The organism is Streptomyces sp. NBC_01298 (assembly GCF_035978755.1).
Taxonomy (GTDB): Bacteria; Actinomycetota; Actinomycetes; order Streptomycetales; family Streptomycetaceae; genus Streptomyces.
Map to the genome: position 1 here is coordinate 3,194,361 of NZ_CP108414.1, position 16,045 is coordinate 3,210,405.

General features: G+C 74.5%; 14 protein-coding genes. 4 read left to right on the top strand and 10 right to left on the bottom strand.

The window, feature by feature from the left end:
• Positions 1–10: 10 nt before the first annotated feature.
• Genes OG730_RS14135 through OG730_RS14150 form a run of 4 tightly spaced genes read right to left on the bottom strand, consistent with a single transcriptional unit; the run spans position 11 to position 4,560 of the window.
• Positions 11–664: a GTP-binding protein gene (locus OG730_RS14135; protein WP_327304573.1), complete on the bottom strand. Its 654-nt coding sequence runs from the start codon at positions 662–664 to the stop codon at positions 11–13.
• A complete protein-coding gene (locus OG730_RS14140) occupies positions 645–1,034 on the bottom strand; it encodes a DUF742 domain-containing protein (protein WP_327304574.1) in 390 nt (129 codons plus the stop codon). Before OG730_RS14140 ends, OG730_RS14135 begins: the two co-directional genes overlap by 20 nt.
• The gene (locus OG730_RS14145; protein WP_327304575.1) at positions 1,031–1,525 is read right to left on the bottom strand and encodes a roadblock/LC7 domain-containing protein; all 495 of its coding nucleotides are present in this window, start codon (positions 1,523–1,525) and stop codon (positions 1,031–1,033) included. Before OG730_RS14145 ends, OG730_RS14140 begins: the two co-directional genes overlap by 4 nt.
• A complete protein-coding gene (locus OG730_RS14150; RefSeq protein ID WP_327304576.1) occupies positions 1,522–4,560 on the bottom strand; it encodes a sensor histidine kinase in 3,039 nt (1,012 codons plus the stop codon). Before OG730_RS14150 ends, OG730_RS14145 begins: the two co-directional genes overlap by 4 nt.
• Positions 4,561–4,955: 395 nt before the next feature.
• On the opposite strand from OG730_RS14150, the gene OG730_RS14155 reads away from it, so the two are divergent.
• Positions 4,956–5,729: a protein phosphatase 2C domain-containing protein gene (locus OG730_RS14155; RefSeq protein ID WP_327304577.1), complete on the top strand. Its 774-nt coding sequence runs from the start codon at positions 4,956–4,958 to the stop codon at positions 5,727–5,729.
• A 173-nt stretch (positions 5,730–5,902) separates the two neighbouring features.
• Here OG730_RS14155 and OG730_RS14160 read toward each other — a convergent pair whose 3' ends face one another.
• Positions 5,903–6,343 carry a MarR family winged helix-turn-helix transcriptional regulator gene (locus OG730_RS14160; RefSeq protein WP_327304578.1) on the bottom strand — a complete coding sequence of 147 codons (441 nt, stop codon included), beginning with the start codon at positions 6,341–6,343 and terminating at the stop codon, positions 5,903–5,905.
• A 167-nt stretch (positions 6,344–6,510) separates the two neighbouring features.
• Positions 6,511–8,907 carry an endopeptidase La gene (gene lon / locus OG730_RS14165; protein ID WP_327304579.1) on the bottom strand — a complete coding sequence of 799 codons (2,397 nt, stop codon included), beginning with the start codon at positions 8,905–8,907 and terminating at the stop codon, positions 6,511–6,513.
• A gap of 165 nt (positions 8,908–9,072) precedes the next feature.
• On the opposite strand from lon, the gene OG730_RS14170 reads away from it, so the two are divergent.
• Positions 9,073–9,639: a DUF6817 domain-containing protein gene (locus OG730_RS14170; protein ID WP_327304580.1), complete on the top strand. Its 567-nt coding sequence runs from the start codon at positions 9,073–9,075 to the stop codon at positions 9,637–9,639.
• A gap of 29 nt (positions 9,640–9,668) precedes the next feature.
• Here OG730_RS14170 and OG730_RS14175 read toward each other — a convergent pair whose 3' ends face one another.
• The 3 genes from OG730_RS14175 to OG730_RS14185 form a co-directional block, all read right to left on the bottom strand.
• Positions 9,669–10,454, bottom strand: coding sequence for a DUF4097 family beta strand repeat-containing protein (locus OG730_RS14175; protein WP_327304581.1), 786 nt, complete (start codon positions 10,452–10,454; stop codon positions 9,669–9,671).
• A 116-nt stretch (positions 10,455–10,570) separates the two neighbouring features.
• Entirely contained in the window at positions 10,571–11,458 is an 888-nt protein-coding gene (locus OG730_RS14180) for a sulfurtransferase (protein WP_327304582.1), read from the bottom strand.
• A 144-nt stretch (positions 11,459–11,602) separates the two neighbouring features.
• Positions 11,603–12,892, bottom strand: coding sequence for a glycosyltransferase family protein (locus tag OG730_RS14185; RefSeq protein ID WP_327304583.1), 1,290 nt, complete (start codon positions 12,890–12,892; stop codon positions 11,603–11,605).
• 266 nt (positions 12,893–13,158) lie between these two features.
• On the opposite strand from OG730_RS14185, the gene OG730_RS14190 reads away from it, so the two are divergent.
• On the top strand, positions 13,159–13,794 hold the full coding sequence (locus tag OG730_RS14190; RefSeq protein ID WP_327304584.1) for a hypothetical protein: 636 nt from the start codon (positions 13,159–13,161) through the stop codon (positions 13,792–13,794).
• A gap of 79 nt (positions 13,795–13,873) precedes the next feature.
• On the opposite strand, the gene OG730_RS14195 is transcribed toward OG730_RS14190, so the two are convergent.
• Positions 13,874–14,533, bottom strand: coding sequence for a TetR/AcrR family transcriptional regulator (locus OG730_RS14195; protein WP_327304585.1), 660 nt, complete (start codon positions 14,531–14,533; stop codon positions 13,874–13,876).
• Between the two features lie 148 nt (positions 14,534–14,681).
• Here OG730_RS14195 and OG730_RS14200 point away from each other — a divergent pair, with 148 nt between their 5' ends.
• Positions 14,682–16,031, top strand: a complete 1,350-nt coding sequence (locus tag OG730_RS14200; protein WP_327304586.1) for an MFS transporter — start codon at positions 14,682–14,684, stop codon at positions 16,029–16,031.
• Positions 16,032–16,045: the final 14 nt, after the last annotated feature.

Genomic DNA, 16,045 nt, shown 5'->3' on the forward strand with positions numbered 1-16,045 from the left:
TGCACGTTCTCTATTCGGGGGTCGAGTCGAGGGCGTGGCCCACGAGCGTCATCAGGGATTCCAGGACCGTCACCCGGCGCCGCGCGTCCATGATCACGACGGGTACGTGCGCCGGTATGGTCAGCGCCTCCCGCACGTCCTCCGGTTCGTACGAACGCGTGCCCTCGAAGTGGTTGACCGCCACGGCGTACGGCAGCCCGCAGCTCTCGAAGTAGTCGAGCGCCGGGAAGCAGTCGCGCAGCCGCCGCGTGTCGGCGAGGACGATCCCGCCGACGGCGCCGCGCACCAGGTCGTCCCACATGAACCAGAAGCGTTCCTGGCCGGGGGTCCCGTACACGTACAGGACGAGGTCGTCGTCGAGCGTGACGCGCCCGAAGTCCATGGCGACGGTGGTGGTGTGCTTGTCCGGAGTGGCGGACAGGTCGTCGGTCGGTGCGGCGGCCTCGGTCATCACCGCTTCGGTGCGCAGCGGCCGGATCTCGGAGACGGAACCGACGAACGTGGTCTTGCCCACCCCGAAACCACCCGCCACCAGCACCTTCACGGCGACGGGCGCGCGCGAGCGGTCGTACTGCCAGGGCTGTGCGGGCTCGTCCGGATCGGTGTCCCGATCCGCGGCCGGGTGGGTGGAGAAGAGACCGGTTTCAGAGACGGCGGAGCCCACTGAGCACCCTTTCGAGCAGAGCGCGGTCGGGACGGCCATTGCCGTGCCCGGTCCCGTAGACACGGATCCTGCCCTGGTCGGCGAGGTCGCTGACCAGGACGCGGACCACGCCGAGCGGCAGCTTCAGCAGGGCGGCGATCTCGGCGATCGTCCGCATGCGGCGGCAGACCTCGACGATCGCCGGCATCTCCGGCATCCGGTCGGGCTTGCGCGGCTCGGACACCTTGGTGTCCAGGGCCGCGACGAAGGTCTCGACGTGCAGGACCTGCGTGAAGCGGGTGCGGCCGCCCGTCAGGGAGTAGGGGCGTACACGGGCGGGGCGGCGGTCGGCGCCGCGTATCGGCAGCCGGTCGGAGGCCGGACTCCTCACGGGGTGTTCTCCATCGACTGGCGCAGCTCACTGCGGACTTCGGGGGTCAGGACGTGGCCGGCGCGGCCCACGAACAAGGCCATGTGGTACGCGACGACGCTCATGTCGCAGTCCGGCGTGGCGTGCACGCCGAGGAGCGAGCCGTCGCTGATGGCCATGACGAACACGGAACCGTGCTCCATGGCCACCATCGTCTGCTTGACCGAGCCGCCGTCCATCAGGGCGGCGGCGCCCGTGGTGAGCGAGCCGAGGCCGGAGACGATGGTCGCGAGATCGGCGGACGCGCCGCGGGGGCCCGCTGGGCGGGCGGGTGCGGCGGGGGACGGATTCGGCGTGTCGGGCGCCACCGGATCGGAGGACAGCAGGAGGAGCCCGTCCGAGGACACGACGGCCACCGAGTTGACCCCGGGCACCTCCTCGACGAGGTCGGTCAGCAGCCACTGAAGGTTGCGGGCCTGGGAGCTCAGTCCGTACGTACTGGACGCGTTCATGTGCGTGCCTCCTGTGCGGTGTCCCCCCGGTCGGTCTGCCCCTGGTCGTGCGGCGGGTCCTGTGGCGGGTCCTGGCGGGAGTCCTGCGCGAGCTCGGCCTCCACGACGCGGCGCCCGTCCTGGGCTCCCCGGTAGAACCCGCCGAGACGGCGGCGCAGCTCGTCGGCGTCCACCCGGCCCGGCGCCGGACGCACCTCGTCCCCGCGCCCGGTGGCCACCGTGCGGGGGCTCCGCTTGGGCAGCCCCTTGTCGGTGAGGACCTCCGGCGGCTCGGTCCCCTGCGGGGCGGCCGTCCCGGCGGCGGCCTGGTCCCGGAGCGGTTGCCCGGTGGGCGCCTCGGCCTGCGGCGGTACGCGGAACACCTGCTCGGCGGGTACGTCCCCGGGCGCCTCGGCACCAGCCTGGGCCTGCGGCCGTACGCGGAACACCTGCTCGTCCGGCACCTCGACCGGCGCCGGAACCCGGAACACCCGCTCCGTGGGCGGCAACTGCCCGGCCGGGGGCGCGAACGCCGCCGGAGCGGGCTCCGGCGCCACCCGGGCGGGCGGCTCCGCGAGGGTGTCGTCCGCGTCCGCGGTGTCGTTCGCGGCGCCGTGCGCGGGCTCCGGCTCGGGGAAGGCGGCGGGGGCCGGGGCCTCCGGCTCCGCATCGAACTCCGGCTCCGCCTGGAACTCAGGCTCCGCATCGAACTCAGGCTCCGCGAACGCTCCCGCTTCCGGGGCCGCTTCCGCCTCAGCCTCGGGGGCCGCTTCCTCGAACGCCTCCTGGGCCGGCTCCGCCTCGAAGACGGGCTCCGGCCGGGCCGGGGCCTCCGGCTCCGCCGGGCTTTCGGGGGCGGGCGCGGCAGGGCCCCGTAGGCGTGAGGGGAGGGTGTTCTCGTTGGCCTCCGCGATCACCCCGGGCAGCCGCAGCGCGGGTGCGCCCGGTGCGCCCATGGCGTGGACCGGGGACGCCGGCGGGGTGGCGGGCAGCAGCGCCGCCGGTACGACGACCAGGGCCTCCGTGCCGCCGTGCCGCTGGACGCGCAGCTCCGCGCTCACCCCGTGCCGGGCCGCGAGCCGGCCCGCCACGTAGAGGCCGAGGCCCAGGCCGTGTTCGGACTCGGGCTCCTCGTCGTACGCCTCGGGCGTGGCCAGCCGCTCGTTCAGGGTGGCCAGCCGGTCACCGGTGATCCCGATGCCCTCGTCGACGACGGAGAGCACCACGTCACCGGAGTCCAGCAGCCAGCCGGACACCTTCACCTTGGCGTCCGGCGGCGAGAAGGTCGTCGCGTTCTCCAGCAGCTCCGCCAGTACGTGCGAGATGTCGTCGGCGGCGTGCCCGGCGACCTGCGTGTACGAGGGCAGCGCGCCGAGGTCGACGCGCTCGTAGCGCTCGATCTCGCTGACCGCCGCCCGCATGACGTCGACCAGCGGCACCGCCGCACCCTGGCCGTGGCCGTGCTCCTGGCCGGCGAGGACGAGCAGGTTCTCGTTGTGGCGGCGCATCACGGTCGCCAGGTGGTCGAGCTTGAAGAGGGTGGAGAGGCGGTCCGGATCCGGCTCCTCGGACTCCAGCTCCTCGATGACGGCGAGTTGGCGCTCGACGAGCCCCAGGGTCCGCAGGGAGAGCGACACGGACGTCGTCGACATGATGCGGCGGTGCTCTTCCAGCCCCGCCCGCAGCTGCGCGAGCTCTCCCTCCAGTGCTTCCCGGCCGGTCGAGAGCGCCTCGTTGCGGCCGATGAGGCGGCGACGGTCGGCGTCGAGGCCGGCGATCCGGGTGTGCAGGGAGACCGTCTGGTCGCGCACCCCGTTGAGGTGGCGCACCACTTCGGCGAACTCGTCGTTGCGGCCCGTGAACCGGACCGGTTCCACCGAGCCCTCCGGGGTGGCCAGCCGGGCCGCGCCGCGCCGCAGGACCGACAGCGGGCGGGTGAGGGAGCGCGCGATCGCGGTGGAGATGCCGAGGGTGACGAGGAACAGCACGCCGAGGAAGGCGACCATGACCTCCAGCGCGGTCACGTCGTCGTCGCGCAGCGCGGCGAGCGCGGTGGCGCGCTGGCCGGCGAGGGTGGCCTCGACCGAGCGCATCCGGTCGACGCGGGCGGTGAGGGCCGATCCGACGGCGCCGGGGTCGAGCTTGCGGTCGGCGGGGGAAAGGGTCGGCCGGTCGGTGAGCCGCTTGAGGTAGTCGTCGGCCGTCTTGACCTCGGGTCCGGTGACGGTGGCGGTGAGGCTCTGGCGCACGTCGGGACGCGCGGCCCGCGCGAAGTCGTCGAGCGCGCCCTGCTCCCGTACCCGCGCCCGCTGGGCGGCGGCGGCGAGTTCGTCCACGAAGGCGGCGCCCGGCTGCCGGTCGCCACCGGGCACGGACAGTGCGGCCAGCAGCAGTCCGCGGGTGGCGGAGGCCTGCTCCGCGGCCAGGCCGAGGGCGGCCAGCGGGCGGGTGGTGACGAGGGCGTCGGTGGCGCGCGGCGGGGTCAGCTCGGTGAGCCGCTCGCCCGGAGCGAGGAGCTCGGCGATGACCCCGGAGTAGGCCTGGTGGGCGGTGAGGGCGCTGTCCCTGCCCTCGATGGCCTCGGTGCGGACGGCCGCGATCCGGCCGAGGGCCTCGGCGAGTTCCTCGTCGGCGTCGGCCTGTACCTCGGCGAGCTGGCGGTCGGTGCCCGAGGCGCGGTCCTGGACCGCGGCGGCCTGCTTGCCCCGGGGGCCGCCGGGGCGGCCCTTGGCCACGTACGCGGTGACGGCGTCGCGCTCGTCCCCGAGCAGGTGGGCGAGGGTGAGGGTCTGCCGGCTCCGGTCGGCGAGGGTGACCAGCTGCTGGGAGTCCTTCAGGTCCGCGGAGGCGGACAGGACGGCGGGCGCTCCCGCCACGAGCACGGCGAGCCCGGCCACGGCGACCCCGATGACCAGCCTGCTGCGCACGCGGACGCGGCGCCCGGTGGGAGCGGCCGCGGCGACCGGGCCGCCGGGGGCTCGTCGGTCGGGTGCGGTGCCGTCGGGTGCGGTGCCGTTCGCGACGGTGCCGTTCTTCCGAGGCCGCTTCTTCTGCACCGGTGCTCGCAATCCTGTTTACGTGTGCTGCTCGTGCTCGTTGTCTGATGCCCGTACGTGTCACGCGGTACGCGCTGCTTGCGCGCGTCCACCGCCGTACCGCCTCAGACCCTCGCAGTGAGTTGGGAAGGGGGCCGCACATCGCCCGCCCGGCCACACGAAGGAGTGAACAGCACGGAGGAGTTGGCGACCAACTCGGCGATCGGCTGTCAGGGCCCGGCCGTGGACGGGTGGTTGAAAGATCGATGCGGCTTTTGGCAGGATGCCCGCCCACATCACCGAGGGGCGCCCCGCGGAACCCGGAAGTCCGCTCTCCCTCCACTCCCGCCGCTTTGGTCCGTACCTTCCCCGGCCCTTCCCGCCCCCACGGAGCTCCGCCCGGGCAGAATGTCCGCATGCGCATCGATCTCTCCTCCGCCCCCGGCAATCCGGAACGCCCCAACGAGGACTGGCTGTCGGCCGCGATCCCCGCCTCGGGCGGCGGAGTCCTGGTCGCCCTCGACGGGGTCACCCCGCCGCCGGGGGAGGTCGGATGCACGCACGGAGTGCCGTGGTTCGCGGCCCGGCTGGGCGGCCGATTGACCGAACTGTCCGGATCGCGCCGGGACATGCCCCTCGACCGCGTCCTGGCGGAGGCCATCCGCGTCACCGCGGACGCCCATCGCGACACCTGTGACCTTTCTCACGTCCGGACCCCGCAGGCCACGGTGGTCGTGGTCCGCTGGGACGCCTCCCGCGTCGAACACCTGGTGCTCTCGGACTCCGTGCTCCTCCTCGAGGCGCCCGGCGGCGAGGTGCGCGCGGTCCTCGACGACCGGCTGGACCGGATCCCGCGCGAGCTGCTGCGTACGGAGGCCTCCGCCGACACGCTGCGCAACGCGGAGGGCGGCTTCTTCACCGCCGCCGCGGACCCGGAGGTGGCCGCCCGGGCGGTGACCGGGCGGACGCCGCGCGCCCAGGTCCGGGCGGTGGCGGCGCTCACCGACGGCGCCAGCCGGTGGACGGACACCTTCGGGGAGGGCGACTGGGCCGCATGCCTGGCGGTGCTGCGCAAGGAAGGCGCGCAGTCCCTGATCGACCGGGTCCGCACGCTGGAATCGGACCCGGGCCGGGCGCACCGCCGCGAAAAGCGCCACGACGACGCGTCGGCGGCTTACGCGGAGCTGTAGGGGGTGTCCGGGCCGCTGGGGGGCTCGGGTGTCCCGGCCGCTGGGGGGCTCGGGTGTCCTGAGCGCTGGGGGGCTCGGGTGTCCTGAGCGCTGGGGGGCTCGGGTGTCCTGAGCGCTGGGGGGCTCGGGTGTCCTGAGCGCTGGGGGGCTCGGTTGTCCCGCCCCCCCGGGGGCTACTCCGCGCCCGCGTTCAACTGGTTCAGCAGCCGCGCCAGTTCCGCCACTTCGCCGCGGTCCCAGTCCGCGAGCTTGCGCATGTACTGCTCGCGCCGGGCACCCCGGACGCGCAGGAAGCGCTCCCGGCCCTCCTCCGTGAGCCCGACCAGGAAGGCCCGCCCGTCCGCCGGGTCCGGTTCGCGGGCCAGCAGGCCCAGCACCTCCAGGGCCCGCAGCTGCCGGCTCATCGTGGCCTTGCCGACCCCGAAGTACGCGGCGAGCTCGGTCGCCCGCTGCCGTCCGGCGGCTTCCAGCCGCACGAGGAGCCCGTAGGCGGCCGGTTCCAGCTCCGGGTGCAGCTCGCGCGCCATCTCTCCGGAGGAGGCGCGGGCCCGTCGGAGGAAGACGGACAGCTCCCGCTCCAGGGCAAGGAACTCCTGGTCTTCGGTCCCGTGCACGGACGGCTCCTTCGCTGGTGGGGTGGGCCACCAGTATTTCGCAGCGGGTACGCCGGGGGCCCGGGGCCCCGCCGGAGCGGGAAACCCCGGGCCACCGGCCCGCCCGGATGCCCGGTGGGGCGCGGCCGGGCCGGCGGCGACCGGCGGCCGGACGCCCCGTGCCCGGATCAGGCCGCCGCGACCACCGGGACCCCGTCCGCGGCCAGGGCCAGCTCCAGGACCTGCCGTACGTCCGTCACCGGGTGGACCGACAGCCCCGCCAGCACCTCCGCGGGAACGTCGTCCAGGTCGGCCTCGTTCCGCTTCGGGATGATGACGGTGGTCAGCCCGGCCCGGTGCGCGGCCAGCAGCTTCTGCTTGACCCCGCCGATCGGCAGGACCCGCCCGGTCAGCGAGACCTCCCCGGTCATGGCCACGTCCGTGCGGACCTGCCGGCCCGACAGCAGCGAGGCCAGCGCCGTCGTCATCGTGATGCCCGCGCTCGGGCCGTCCTTGGGCACCGCGCCCGCCGGGAAGTGGATGTGCACGCCCCGGTCCTTCAGGTCGGCGACCGGGAGTTCCAGCTCGGCGCCGTGGGAGCGCAGGAAGCTGAGCGCGATCTGCGCCGACTCCTTCATCACGTCTCCGAGCTGGCCCGTCAGCGTGAGCCCGGCCGCGCCCGTCTCGGGATCGGCCAGCGAGGCCTCGACGAACAGGACGTCACCGCCCGCCCCGGTCACGGCGAGGCCGGTGGCCACGCCCGGTACCGCGGTGCGCCGCTCGGCCGGATCCTGCGCGGACTCCGGCACGTGGTGCGGCCGCCCGATGAGGGCCCGCAGGTCGTCGGCGCCGATCCGCAGGGGCAGCTCCCGCTCCCCCAGCTCGTGCTGGGAGGCCACCTTGCGCAGCAGCCGGGCGAGGGAACGCTCCAGGGTGCGCACGCCCGCCTCACGGGTGTACTCGCCCGCCAGCTTGCGCAGCGCGTCCTCCTCCAGGACCACTTCCTCCGCGGCCAGGCCGGCGCGCTCCAGCTGGCGGGGCAGCAGGTGGTCGCGGGCGATGACGACTTTCTCGTCCTCGGTGTAGCCGTCGAGGCGGACCAGTTCCATGCGGTCGGCGAGGGCTTCGGGGATGGACTCCAGCACGTTCGCCGTGGCGAGGAACACCACGTCGCTCAGGTCCAGCTCCACCTCCAGGTAGTGGTCCCGGAAGGTGTGGTTCTGGGCCGGGTCGAGGACTTCGAGCAGCGCCGCGGCCGGGTCGCCCCGGAAGTCGGAGCCGACCTTGTCGATCTCGTCGAGCAGGACGACCGGGTTCATGGACCCGGCTTCCTTGATCGCCCGTACGATCCGGCCGGGCAGCGCGCCCACGTACGTACGCCGGTGCCCGCGGATCTCGGCCTCGTCGCGGACTCCGCCGAGGGCCACGCGGACGAACTTGCGCCCCATGGCGTGGGCCACCGACTCCCCGAGGGAGGTCTTTCCGACGCCGGGAGGGCCTACGAGCGCCAGCACGGCCCCGCCCCTGCGCCCGCCGACGACGCCCATCCCGCGCTCGGAGCGGCGCTTGCGCACCGCCAGGTACTCGGTGATCCGGTCCTTCACGTCGCTCAGCCCGGCGTGCTCCGCGTCCAGGACGGCGCGGGCTCCCCGGATGTCGTACTCGTCCTCGGTCCGCTCGTTCCAGGGCAGTTCGAGCACGGTGTCCAGCCAGGTGCGGATCCAGGACCCCTCCGGGGACTGGTCGCTGGAGCGCTCCAGCTTGTCGACCTCCTTGAGGGCGGCTTCCCGCACCTTCTCGGGCAGGTCGGCGGCCTCGACGCGGGCCCGGTAGTCGTCGGACTCCTCGCCCTCCTGCTCCCCGCTGAGCTCGCGCAGTTCCTTGCGCACGGCGTCGAGCTGCCGCTTGAGCAGGAACTCGCGCTGGACCTTGTCGACGCCGTCCTGGACGTCCTTGGCGATGGACTCGGCGACGTCCTGCTCGGCGAGGTGGTCGCTGAGGGCCTTGACCGCGAGCTTCAGCCGCGCGATCGGGTCGGCCGTCTCCAGCAGCTCCACCTTCTGCTCGACGGTCAGGAACGGGGAGTACCCGGAGTTGTCCGCGAGGGCCCCGACCCCCTCGATCTGCTGCACCCGGTCCACGACCTGCCAGGCCCCGCGCTTCTTGAGCCAGGTCGTGGCGAGCGCCTTGTACTCCTTGACCAGCTCGGCCACGGCCCCGGGCAGCGGATCGGGGACGACCTCGTCCACCGTCTCGCCCTCGACCCAGAGCGCGGCCCCGGGGCCGGTCGTCCCGGCCCCGATGCGGATCCGGCCGCGGCCCCGGATCAGCGCCCCGGGATCCCCGTCGGACAGCCGCCCCACCTGCTCCACGGTCCCGAGCACCCCGGTGCCGGCGTACTTCCCGTCGACCCGGGGCACGAGCAGCACCTTCGGCTTGCCGTCCCCGGCGGCGGCCTGGGCCGCCTCGACGGCGCCCCGCACCTCGGCGTCGGACAGGTCCAGCGGGACGACCATCCCGGGCAGCACGACCTCGTCGTCGAGCGGCAGCACGGGCAGGGTGAGCGTTACGGACGTCGAAGCCATGATGTTCCCTCCGGCAGTGAAGTTGAGCTATGCCGACTCAATGCACGGGCGCCTCCCGATGTTCCCCAAGTGCCGTTCGCCGGGGGCGAACACTCGTCGCCCGCCGGATGTCCGCATGGCGATCGCGCCGGGCGCCGGACCCGGATGCCTCGTCATGATGGGCGCATGACGCCCAGCGACGACAAGCACGCACCCACCGATTCACCGGCGATCGCCCTGCTCAAGGAGGTGGGGGCGGAGACCACCAAGCACTCGGGCGGGACGCTCCTGACCCACCTGCTGCGCGTCGAGGCACTGGTCGCCGCCTGGGGCGGTCGGCCGGCGCTCCGCACCGCGGCACTGTGCCACGCCTTCTACGGCACCGACGGACTGCCCCTGATACTCCTGGACCTCTCCGAACGGGCCCGCCTCACCGAGGCGATCGGCACGGAGGCCGAGGAGCTCGTCTACTTCTACGCGAGCTGCGACCGCGAGGCCTCCTACCCCGGCCTCTCCGCACCGGACGAAGCGTCGGCGGTCTTCCGGGACCGGTTCACGGGCGAGGAGTTCGTTCCGTCCCCTCGGCAGCGCCGCGACTTCGCCGAACTCACGGCGGCCAACGAGCTGGACCTGGCCAAGGTGAACGCGTCCTTCCGCGAACGCAACGGCGCCGGTCTGCTCGAACTGTTCACCCGGTGGTCCCCCCTGCTGTCGGAGCCGGCCCGCCGCGATGTGACCGCCGTGCTCGGCTGACCCGCTCGGGCACCGGGGCGGGGCGCGGCTCAGGCCGCCGAGATGACGATGTCGCCCGACGAGGTCCGTACGGCCAGCCTGGCGGTCGCGGACGGGTCCCCCGGGACGGTGATCTCGCGGTCGCCGGAGCTGGTGGAGACGTCGAGGGCGTACGGAGCCGAGGGGACCTTCACCTTGGCGTCGCCCGAGCCGGTCTTCACGGCGACCGAGGCCGGCGCCTTCGCGAAGGCCAGGCGGACGTCTCCGGACTCGGAACGGGCGTCCGCGCCCGGCCCGGCGAGCCCCTCGGCGGCGATCGAGCCCGAGGAGGTACGGACCTTCAGCGGGCCGGCGATCCGGTCGGCCCGGACCGAGCCGGAGGAGGTCGTGACGTCGGCGGCGGCCACGCCCGCCACGGTGACGCTGCCACTGGAGCTCCCGGCGCGGACGGTCGCGGAGGCCGGCACCTCCAGCCGGTAGTCGACGGAGCAGCGGCCGGAGCAGTTGCCGTTCGTGAGGGTCAGGACGCCGCCGGAGATCCGCTGGGCGGGCTCGGGCACGGTGTCGCCGCGGTAGTGGACGGTGCGGCGGACGGTGACGCCCGGGCCGGTTCCGGCGACCACCTCGATGGATCCGCTGCCGGCGTCCGAGACGTCGACCGTCGTGACGGCCTCCGCGACCGTGGCATCGGCGCTCGCCGTCTTCTCGTCGCCCCCGCGCGAAACGAGGGAGAAGGAGCAGCCCGTGAGCAGCAGCCCGGCGGCGAGGGCCGCGGCGGTGTAGGTGGCGGTGGCCTTGGCCTTGTCGGTGCCGCGCGGGCGCGTCTTCGTGGTCATGGTGTCGATCGTGCCCGCGCGGCCGCCGCGGGGGCATGGTGCACGTCCCCGGATCCGGGGTGGGGTTACCCCCCGCCTCAACTCCCCGCCTCACCTACCCGCCTCACCTACCCGCCTCACCTACCCGCCACGACGGGCCTGTCCGGGGACGGCACGCCCCATTCGCTCCAGGAGCCGTCGTACACGGCGAGGTCCTGGTACCCGGCGAGTTCCGCGCCGAGGGCGAGCACGCAGGCGGTGACGCCCGATCCGCAGCTGAAGTACAGCCGTTCCCGCTCGCCCACCGCCGCCGCGAAGGCCGTACGGAGTTCCGCGGCGGGGCGCATCAGGCCGTCGGGGCGCTGGAGTTCGCCGAAGGGGAGGCTGACCGCGCCCGGCATGTGGCCGCCGCGCAGGCCCGGGCGGGGTTCGGGGGCGGCGCCGGCGAAGCGCTCGCGGGTCCGGGCGTCGAGCACCGCGGCGGCCGGGTCGGCCAGGGCCGCCGAGACGGTGGCGGCGTCCACCAGCAGCCCGGCGCGGGGCCGGGCCGTGAAGGAGCCGCGCGGGCCCTCGTAACCCGGTCGGCGCCGCTCCACCGGCCGCCCGGCGGCGAGCCACGCGGGCAGCCCGCCGTCGAGGACGGCCACCCGGTCGAAGCCCGTGGCGCGCAGCATCCACCAGGCGCGGGCGCTGGAGTAGATCCCGGCGCCGTCGTACGCGACGACCGTGCTGGTGTCGTCGACGCCGAGGGCACGCATCGCCTCGGCGAAGGCGGCGGGGCCGGGCATGGTGTGCGGGGCGGCGGCGGTGTGGTCGGACAGCGCGCCGTCGAGGTCGAAGGGGCGGGCTCCCGGAATCCGCCGGTCCGTGTCGCGGTGCGCCCCGACGGAGGCGTCGAAGACGACGAGTCCGGGCGTCCCGAGCCGCTCCGCGAGCCAGCTCCCGCCGACGAGCGGGCCGGGCGGCACGAGGCCGTGGGCGTGGGCGTGGGAGTGGGCGTGGGCGTGGGTGTGGGCTGCTTCCATGAGGCACCTCCGGCAGGATCCGACGGGCCCCGGCACGACCGGCGCCCCGCCTCCCATCCTCTCCCCCGCGCCCTCGCGCCCCGCGAACGCCCCTGCTCCGGGAGCGGCTTGCCCTGGGCGGGCCGCCCCGCGACCCGCCGGGAGCTACGGGCAGTCGCCCGGTCTGGCGAAGAGGGCCACGCGGGCGCCGCGCACGTCCGTCACGGAGCACAGGTCGAAGTGGGAGACCAGCGTCTGGCGTTTCACCGCCTCCGCCGGGTAGCCGTCCAGCGGCTGCCCCGCCGGGTCCAGCAGGGCGACCACCCGGTCGACGGCCGGGTCCAGCAGGGCCGCCCGGATCTCTTCCGGGGTCCGCTCCACGCCCTGGAGGCTCCGCGAAGCCGCCGGCGTGCGGGACAGGGCGAGGTCGCGCAGGGATCCGTAGACCTCCGGCGAGGACAGCAGCCATTCGCGCCGCCGCGAGGGGAGGAACAGCACCTCGTCGCCCGGGCGGGCGAGTCCGGCGACGGCCGCCGCCACGGCCCGCGCGTCGTCCTTGCGGCTCTCGGGGGTACGCAGCCACGCGGACCAGAACCCCACGGGGACGAGCAGGACCCCGACCAGCGGCCACACCCACCACCCCCGCGCCGTGGCGAGCCGCGCCCCCACGAGGAGGGCGAGGCCGGCGAGGGCGTAGAGGACGTACCGGTCCACGTACCAGGGGTGCGCCAGCGAGACCGCGAGCAGCAGCCCGGGCGGCAGCAGCGCCAGCGGCAGGGCGACCCGTACGAGGTCCCGCGAGGCCCCCCGGGCCAGGAGCAGCGAGGTGGCCGCGAGGACCCCGTACGCCGCCCAGTCCTGCCAGCTCGGCCGCCCGAGCCAGCCCAGCTGCGTCTGCGCCTGCCGCGCGCTGACCAGCGCGAGCGGCAGCAGCGCGGCCACCACCGCCCCGGCGGCGAGCCGCCAGCCGCGCGAGCGCCGGGCGGCGAAGGCGTGCGCGGGCAGCGCCAGTACGGCGAACTCGTGCAGCCAGCAACCCAGCACCAGCACCACCGCGTAGGCGATCCAGCGCTCGCGCAGCATCAGGTACGTGGCCCAGACGACGGCCGCGGCGACGAACGCGTACGAGCGCCCCTCCTGGGCGTACATCTGCACGGGCGGCAGCAGGGCGTACGCGACTCCGGCCGACACCGCGACCCGGTCGGCGAGACCGGCGCGCCGACCCGGTCGGGCCGGGCCGCCGGACCGGTCGGGTGCGCCCGGGCCGGAGGCCCCCCCGCCGGGCGGCGGATCCGTCAGGCGGTGGGCCACCGCGGCCACACCGGACGCCGCGAGGGCCGTGGCGGCCACCGAGGGGAGGCGCAGGGCCCAGAGCCCGGGGTCGGAGGCGGCGGTGCCCGTCGCCGCGAACACCGCGTGCATCAGGAGGTAATACACGCCGTGGACGGCGTCCACCTGGCCCAGCAGTTCCCAGAGTTCCCCGAGCGGGCGGTGCGCGACCTGCCACGTGACGGACTCGTCGCGCCACAGGGAGCCGCCCCGCGCGAGGCCCCAGAGGCCGAGGGCGAAGGCGGTGAGGGGCGGCAGCCAGCGCCAAGGGGCGAAGCGGCGGATGTCGGCCTCCGGGTGCTATCCGTGCGGGTGGTGCTGACTCCATACTCGGGGTTCGAGCCGGATACCTGCGGGGGTGGGGCGTGCGAGCACGTGGTGGACGAGTGGGCTTGGCGACGGCGACGGCGGCCGCGGCGCTGGCCGTGCTGGCGGCCTTGAGCGGCTGTTCCTCAGACGGGTCGCAGGACGGGTCCTCACGGAAGCCGGGCACGGGCACGGGCACAGGCGCGAGCAGCGGCCCCGCGACCAGCGCCCCCTCCGGGACGGCGACGGACGGCCCGGGGACCGCGTCCCCCGGTCAGAGCGCCGGCCAGAGCCAGGGCACCGGTAGCACCGGCCCGGCCCCGCAGCCCGCGCCCAGCACCTCCGCGCCGGCCCCCGCACCCAGCGCCTCGCCGCCCGGCGCCGACGAGACCCTGCTCGCGGTCACCCGCAGCGGGGGCCTCGGCGGAAAGGCCAGCACCTTGATCATCAAGGGTGACGGATCGTTCCAGCGGCTGAACTCCAAGGCCGAGACGGTCGACCGCGACAAGCTCTCCGCGGCCGCCCTCGCGAAACTGCGCACCGCGCTCCGGCAGGCGGACTTCCCCCGGCTGCCACGGATCTCGATGCCCTCCCAGCCGGTCGCCGACGCGTTCACGTACGCCTTCCGGCACGGCGGTTACGAGGTCGCCGCCGCCCAGACCACGCTGCCACGACCCCTGGAGGGGGTCCTGAGCTCCCTGCCGCCCTTCGAGCCGCGCTGACCGGGCACGACGAGCCCGATCGGCCCGACGCGCCCGATCGGCCCGACGAGCCGAGCCGCACCGTTGCGGCACCGCCCCGTCACAGTCCCGCTCCCGCCACCGTGATCTCCCGCAGTCGCCGGTCCAGGTAGCCGCGGAGCAGGACCGCCATGTCCACGCCCTCCGGGTCCAGCACCCACTGGATCTGGAACCCGTCCATCACCGCGATCGTCTCGCGGCCGACAGCCTCGCAGTCCGTGTCCGGCCGTACCTCCCCGCGCGCGACGCCCGCCCGGAGCAGGTCCACGCTGTAGCCGAGCACCCGGTCGTAGCGCTGGCGGAAATAGGCGTGCGCGGGGTGCCCCGGGTTCCCGGACTCGCCGACCAGCGTGTTGTACATCCGTACGAGCCCGGGCCGGCGGGCGTTCTCCTCGGCGAGGGCGACCACCGCGGCGAAGTGCGCGGAGACCGCGGGCAGCTCCTCCGCGGGCCCGCTGAAGAGCCGCTCGACGTCGTGCTGCTCGCTCTGCGCGAGGACCGACAGCAGCAGGTCCTCCTTGCCGCGGAAGTGGTGGAGCAGGCCGCCCTGGGTGATCCCGCAGTCGTTGGCGATCCGGGCGAGCGAGGAGGCGTGGAAGCCCCACTGCGCGAAGTGCTCGACGGCGGTGTCGAGGATCCTCTGCCGACGAGCGTCGCCCACCGCGTAGCCGCCCCGGGCGGTCGCCGCCTTGGGGGCCGTTCGGCCCTTGTCCTGTGCCATGCGGACCACCCTAAACCCGACTGTTTCCGGCCATCCCGATGGAGTGATCCAGCTCACTGCGCGAAAACCTAGTGAGTGCATGGTTTTCGCGCCTACGGTGAAACCGCCCGGTCGGCGACGAGGCCGACGCGGAGACGTTGGAGCCCCCATGCCGCTCACGCAGGACCCCGGAACCGCACGCGACGCGACCACCGACCGAACCAATCCGGCCACCCCGGCCGCCGCCCCGGCCCACGCCCCGGTCGGCACCCCGGCCGGCACCCCAGCCGGCACCCCCGCCGACGCCCCCGCCAAGCTGATCTTCGGCCTGGTCGCCGCCCAGCTCGGCGTCTGCATCGCCGTCTTCACCCCGATCGTCGTGACCCTGGCCCTGCGCGTGGCCCAGATCGTCCCGGAAGCCGAGCGCGGCGCCGCCCTCGGCAAGGTGCTCTCCGTCGGAGCGCTGCTCGCCCTCGTCGGCAACCCGCTCTTCGGCGCCCTCTCCGACCGCACGACCAGCCGGTTCGGCCGCCGCCGCCCCTGGCTCGTGGGCGGCATGACGGTGGCCGCCGTCGGTCTGACCGTCGTCGGCCTCGGCTCCAGCGTCACCACGCTGCTCATCGGCTGGGCCATCGCGCAGCTCGGCTGCAACGCCGCCCTGTGCATGGTCACCGCCTGCATCCCGGACCTGATCCCGGACCACCAGCGCGGCCGCGTCTCCGGCATGGTCGGCATGATGCTGTCCGTCTCGATGGTCGCGGGCAGCTTCCTCGCGCAGCTCTTCACGGACAACATGGCCCTGGCCTTCATCGTCCCGGCCGTCGTCGGCGTCCTCGGGGTGTGCGTGCTGGCCGCGGTGATGCCCGACCGGCCGGCCCGCGCCGAGTCCGTGGCCCCGTACGGCTGGCGGGAGTTCCTGCACAGCTTCTGGGTGAACCCGCGCAAGAACCCCGACTACTCGTGGAACTTCGCGAGCCGCTTCCTGGTCTTCATCGGCATCGCCTGCGTCACCAGCTACCAGGTGTACTTCCTGATGGACCGCCTCGGGGTCGCCGAGGGCGACGTCGCCTCGAAGATGTTCACCACCACCCTCGTCACCGTCGGCGGTGTCGTGGTCGGCTCCCTCGCCGGCGGCTGGCTGTCCGACGCCACCGGCCGGCGCAAGCCCTTCGTGCTCGCCTCCGCCTTCGTCATCGGCGTCGGGCTGCTGCTGATCGCCACGGCGGGCACCTTCGGGATGTTCCTCTTCGCCGTGGCCGTCTTCGGCTTCGGCGAGGGCCTCTACCTCGCGGTCGACGTGGCGCTCGCGGCCGCCGTCCTGCCCGACCCGGAGACCGCCGCCAAGGACATGGGCGTGCTCAACATCGCCAACGCCCTTCCGCAGTCCCTCGTCCCGATGCTCGCGCCGTTCGTCCTCGCCATCGGCGGAGGCGGCAACTACGGCGCCCTCTTCCTCGTCGGCGGCATCGCGGCGGCCGTCGGCGCCGCCCTCGTACAGCTGATCCGCTCGGTGAAGTGACGGCCCGCCACCCG

Coding starts and splice junctions, on each gene's coding strand:
- OG730_RS14145 (WP_327304575.1), bottom strand. CDS start 1,525: ATGAACGCGTCCAGTACGTACGGACTGAGCTCCCAGGCCCGCAACCTT.
- lon (WP_327304579.1), bottom strand. CDS start 8,907: ATGGCTTCGACGTCCGTAACGCTCACCCTGCCCGTGCTGCCGCTCGAC.
- OG730_RS14175 (WP_327304581.1), bottom strand. CDS start 10,454: ATGACCACGAAGACGCGCCCGCGCGGCACCGACAAGGCCAAGGCCACC.
- OG730_RS14180 (WP_327304582.1), bottom strand. CDS start 11,458: ATGGAAGCAGCCCACACCCACGCCCACGCCCACTCCCACGCCCACGCC.
- OG730_RS14170 (WP_327304580.1), top strand. CDS start 9,073: ATGACGCCCAGCGACGACAAGCACGCACCCACCGATTCACCGGCGATC.
- OG730_RS14155 (WP_327304577.1), top strand. CDS start 4,956: ATGCGCATCGATCTCTCCTCCGCCCCCGGCAATCCGGAACGCCCCAAC.
- OG730_RS14195 (WP_327304585.1), bottom strand. CDS start 14,533: ATGGCACAGGACAAGGGCCGAACGGCCCCCAAGGCGGCGACCGCCCGG.
- OG730_RS14200 (WP_327304586.1), top strand. CDS start 14,682: ATGCCGCTCACGCAGGACCCCGGAACCGCACGCGACGCGACCACCGAC.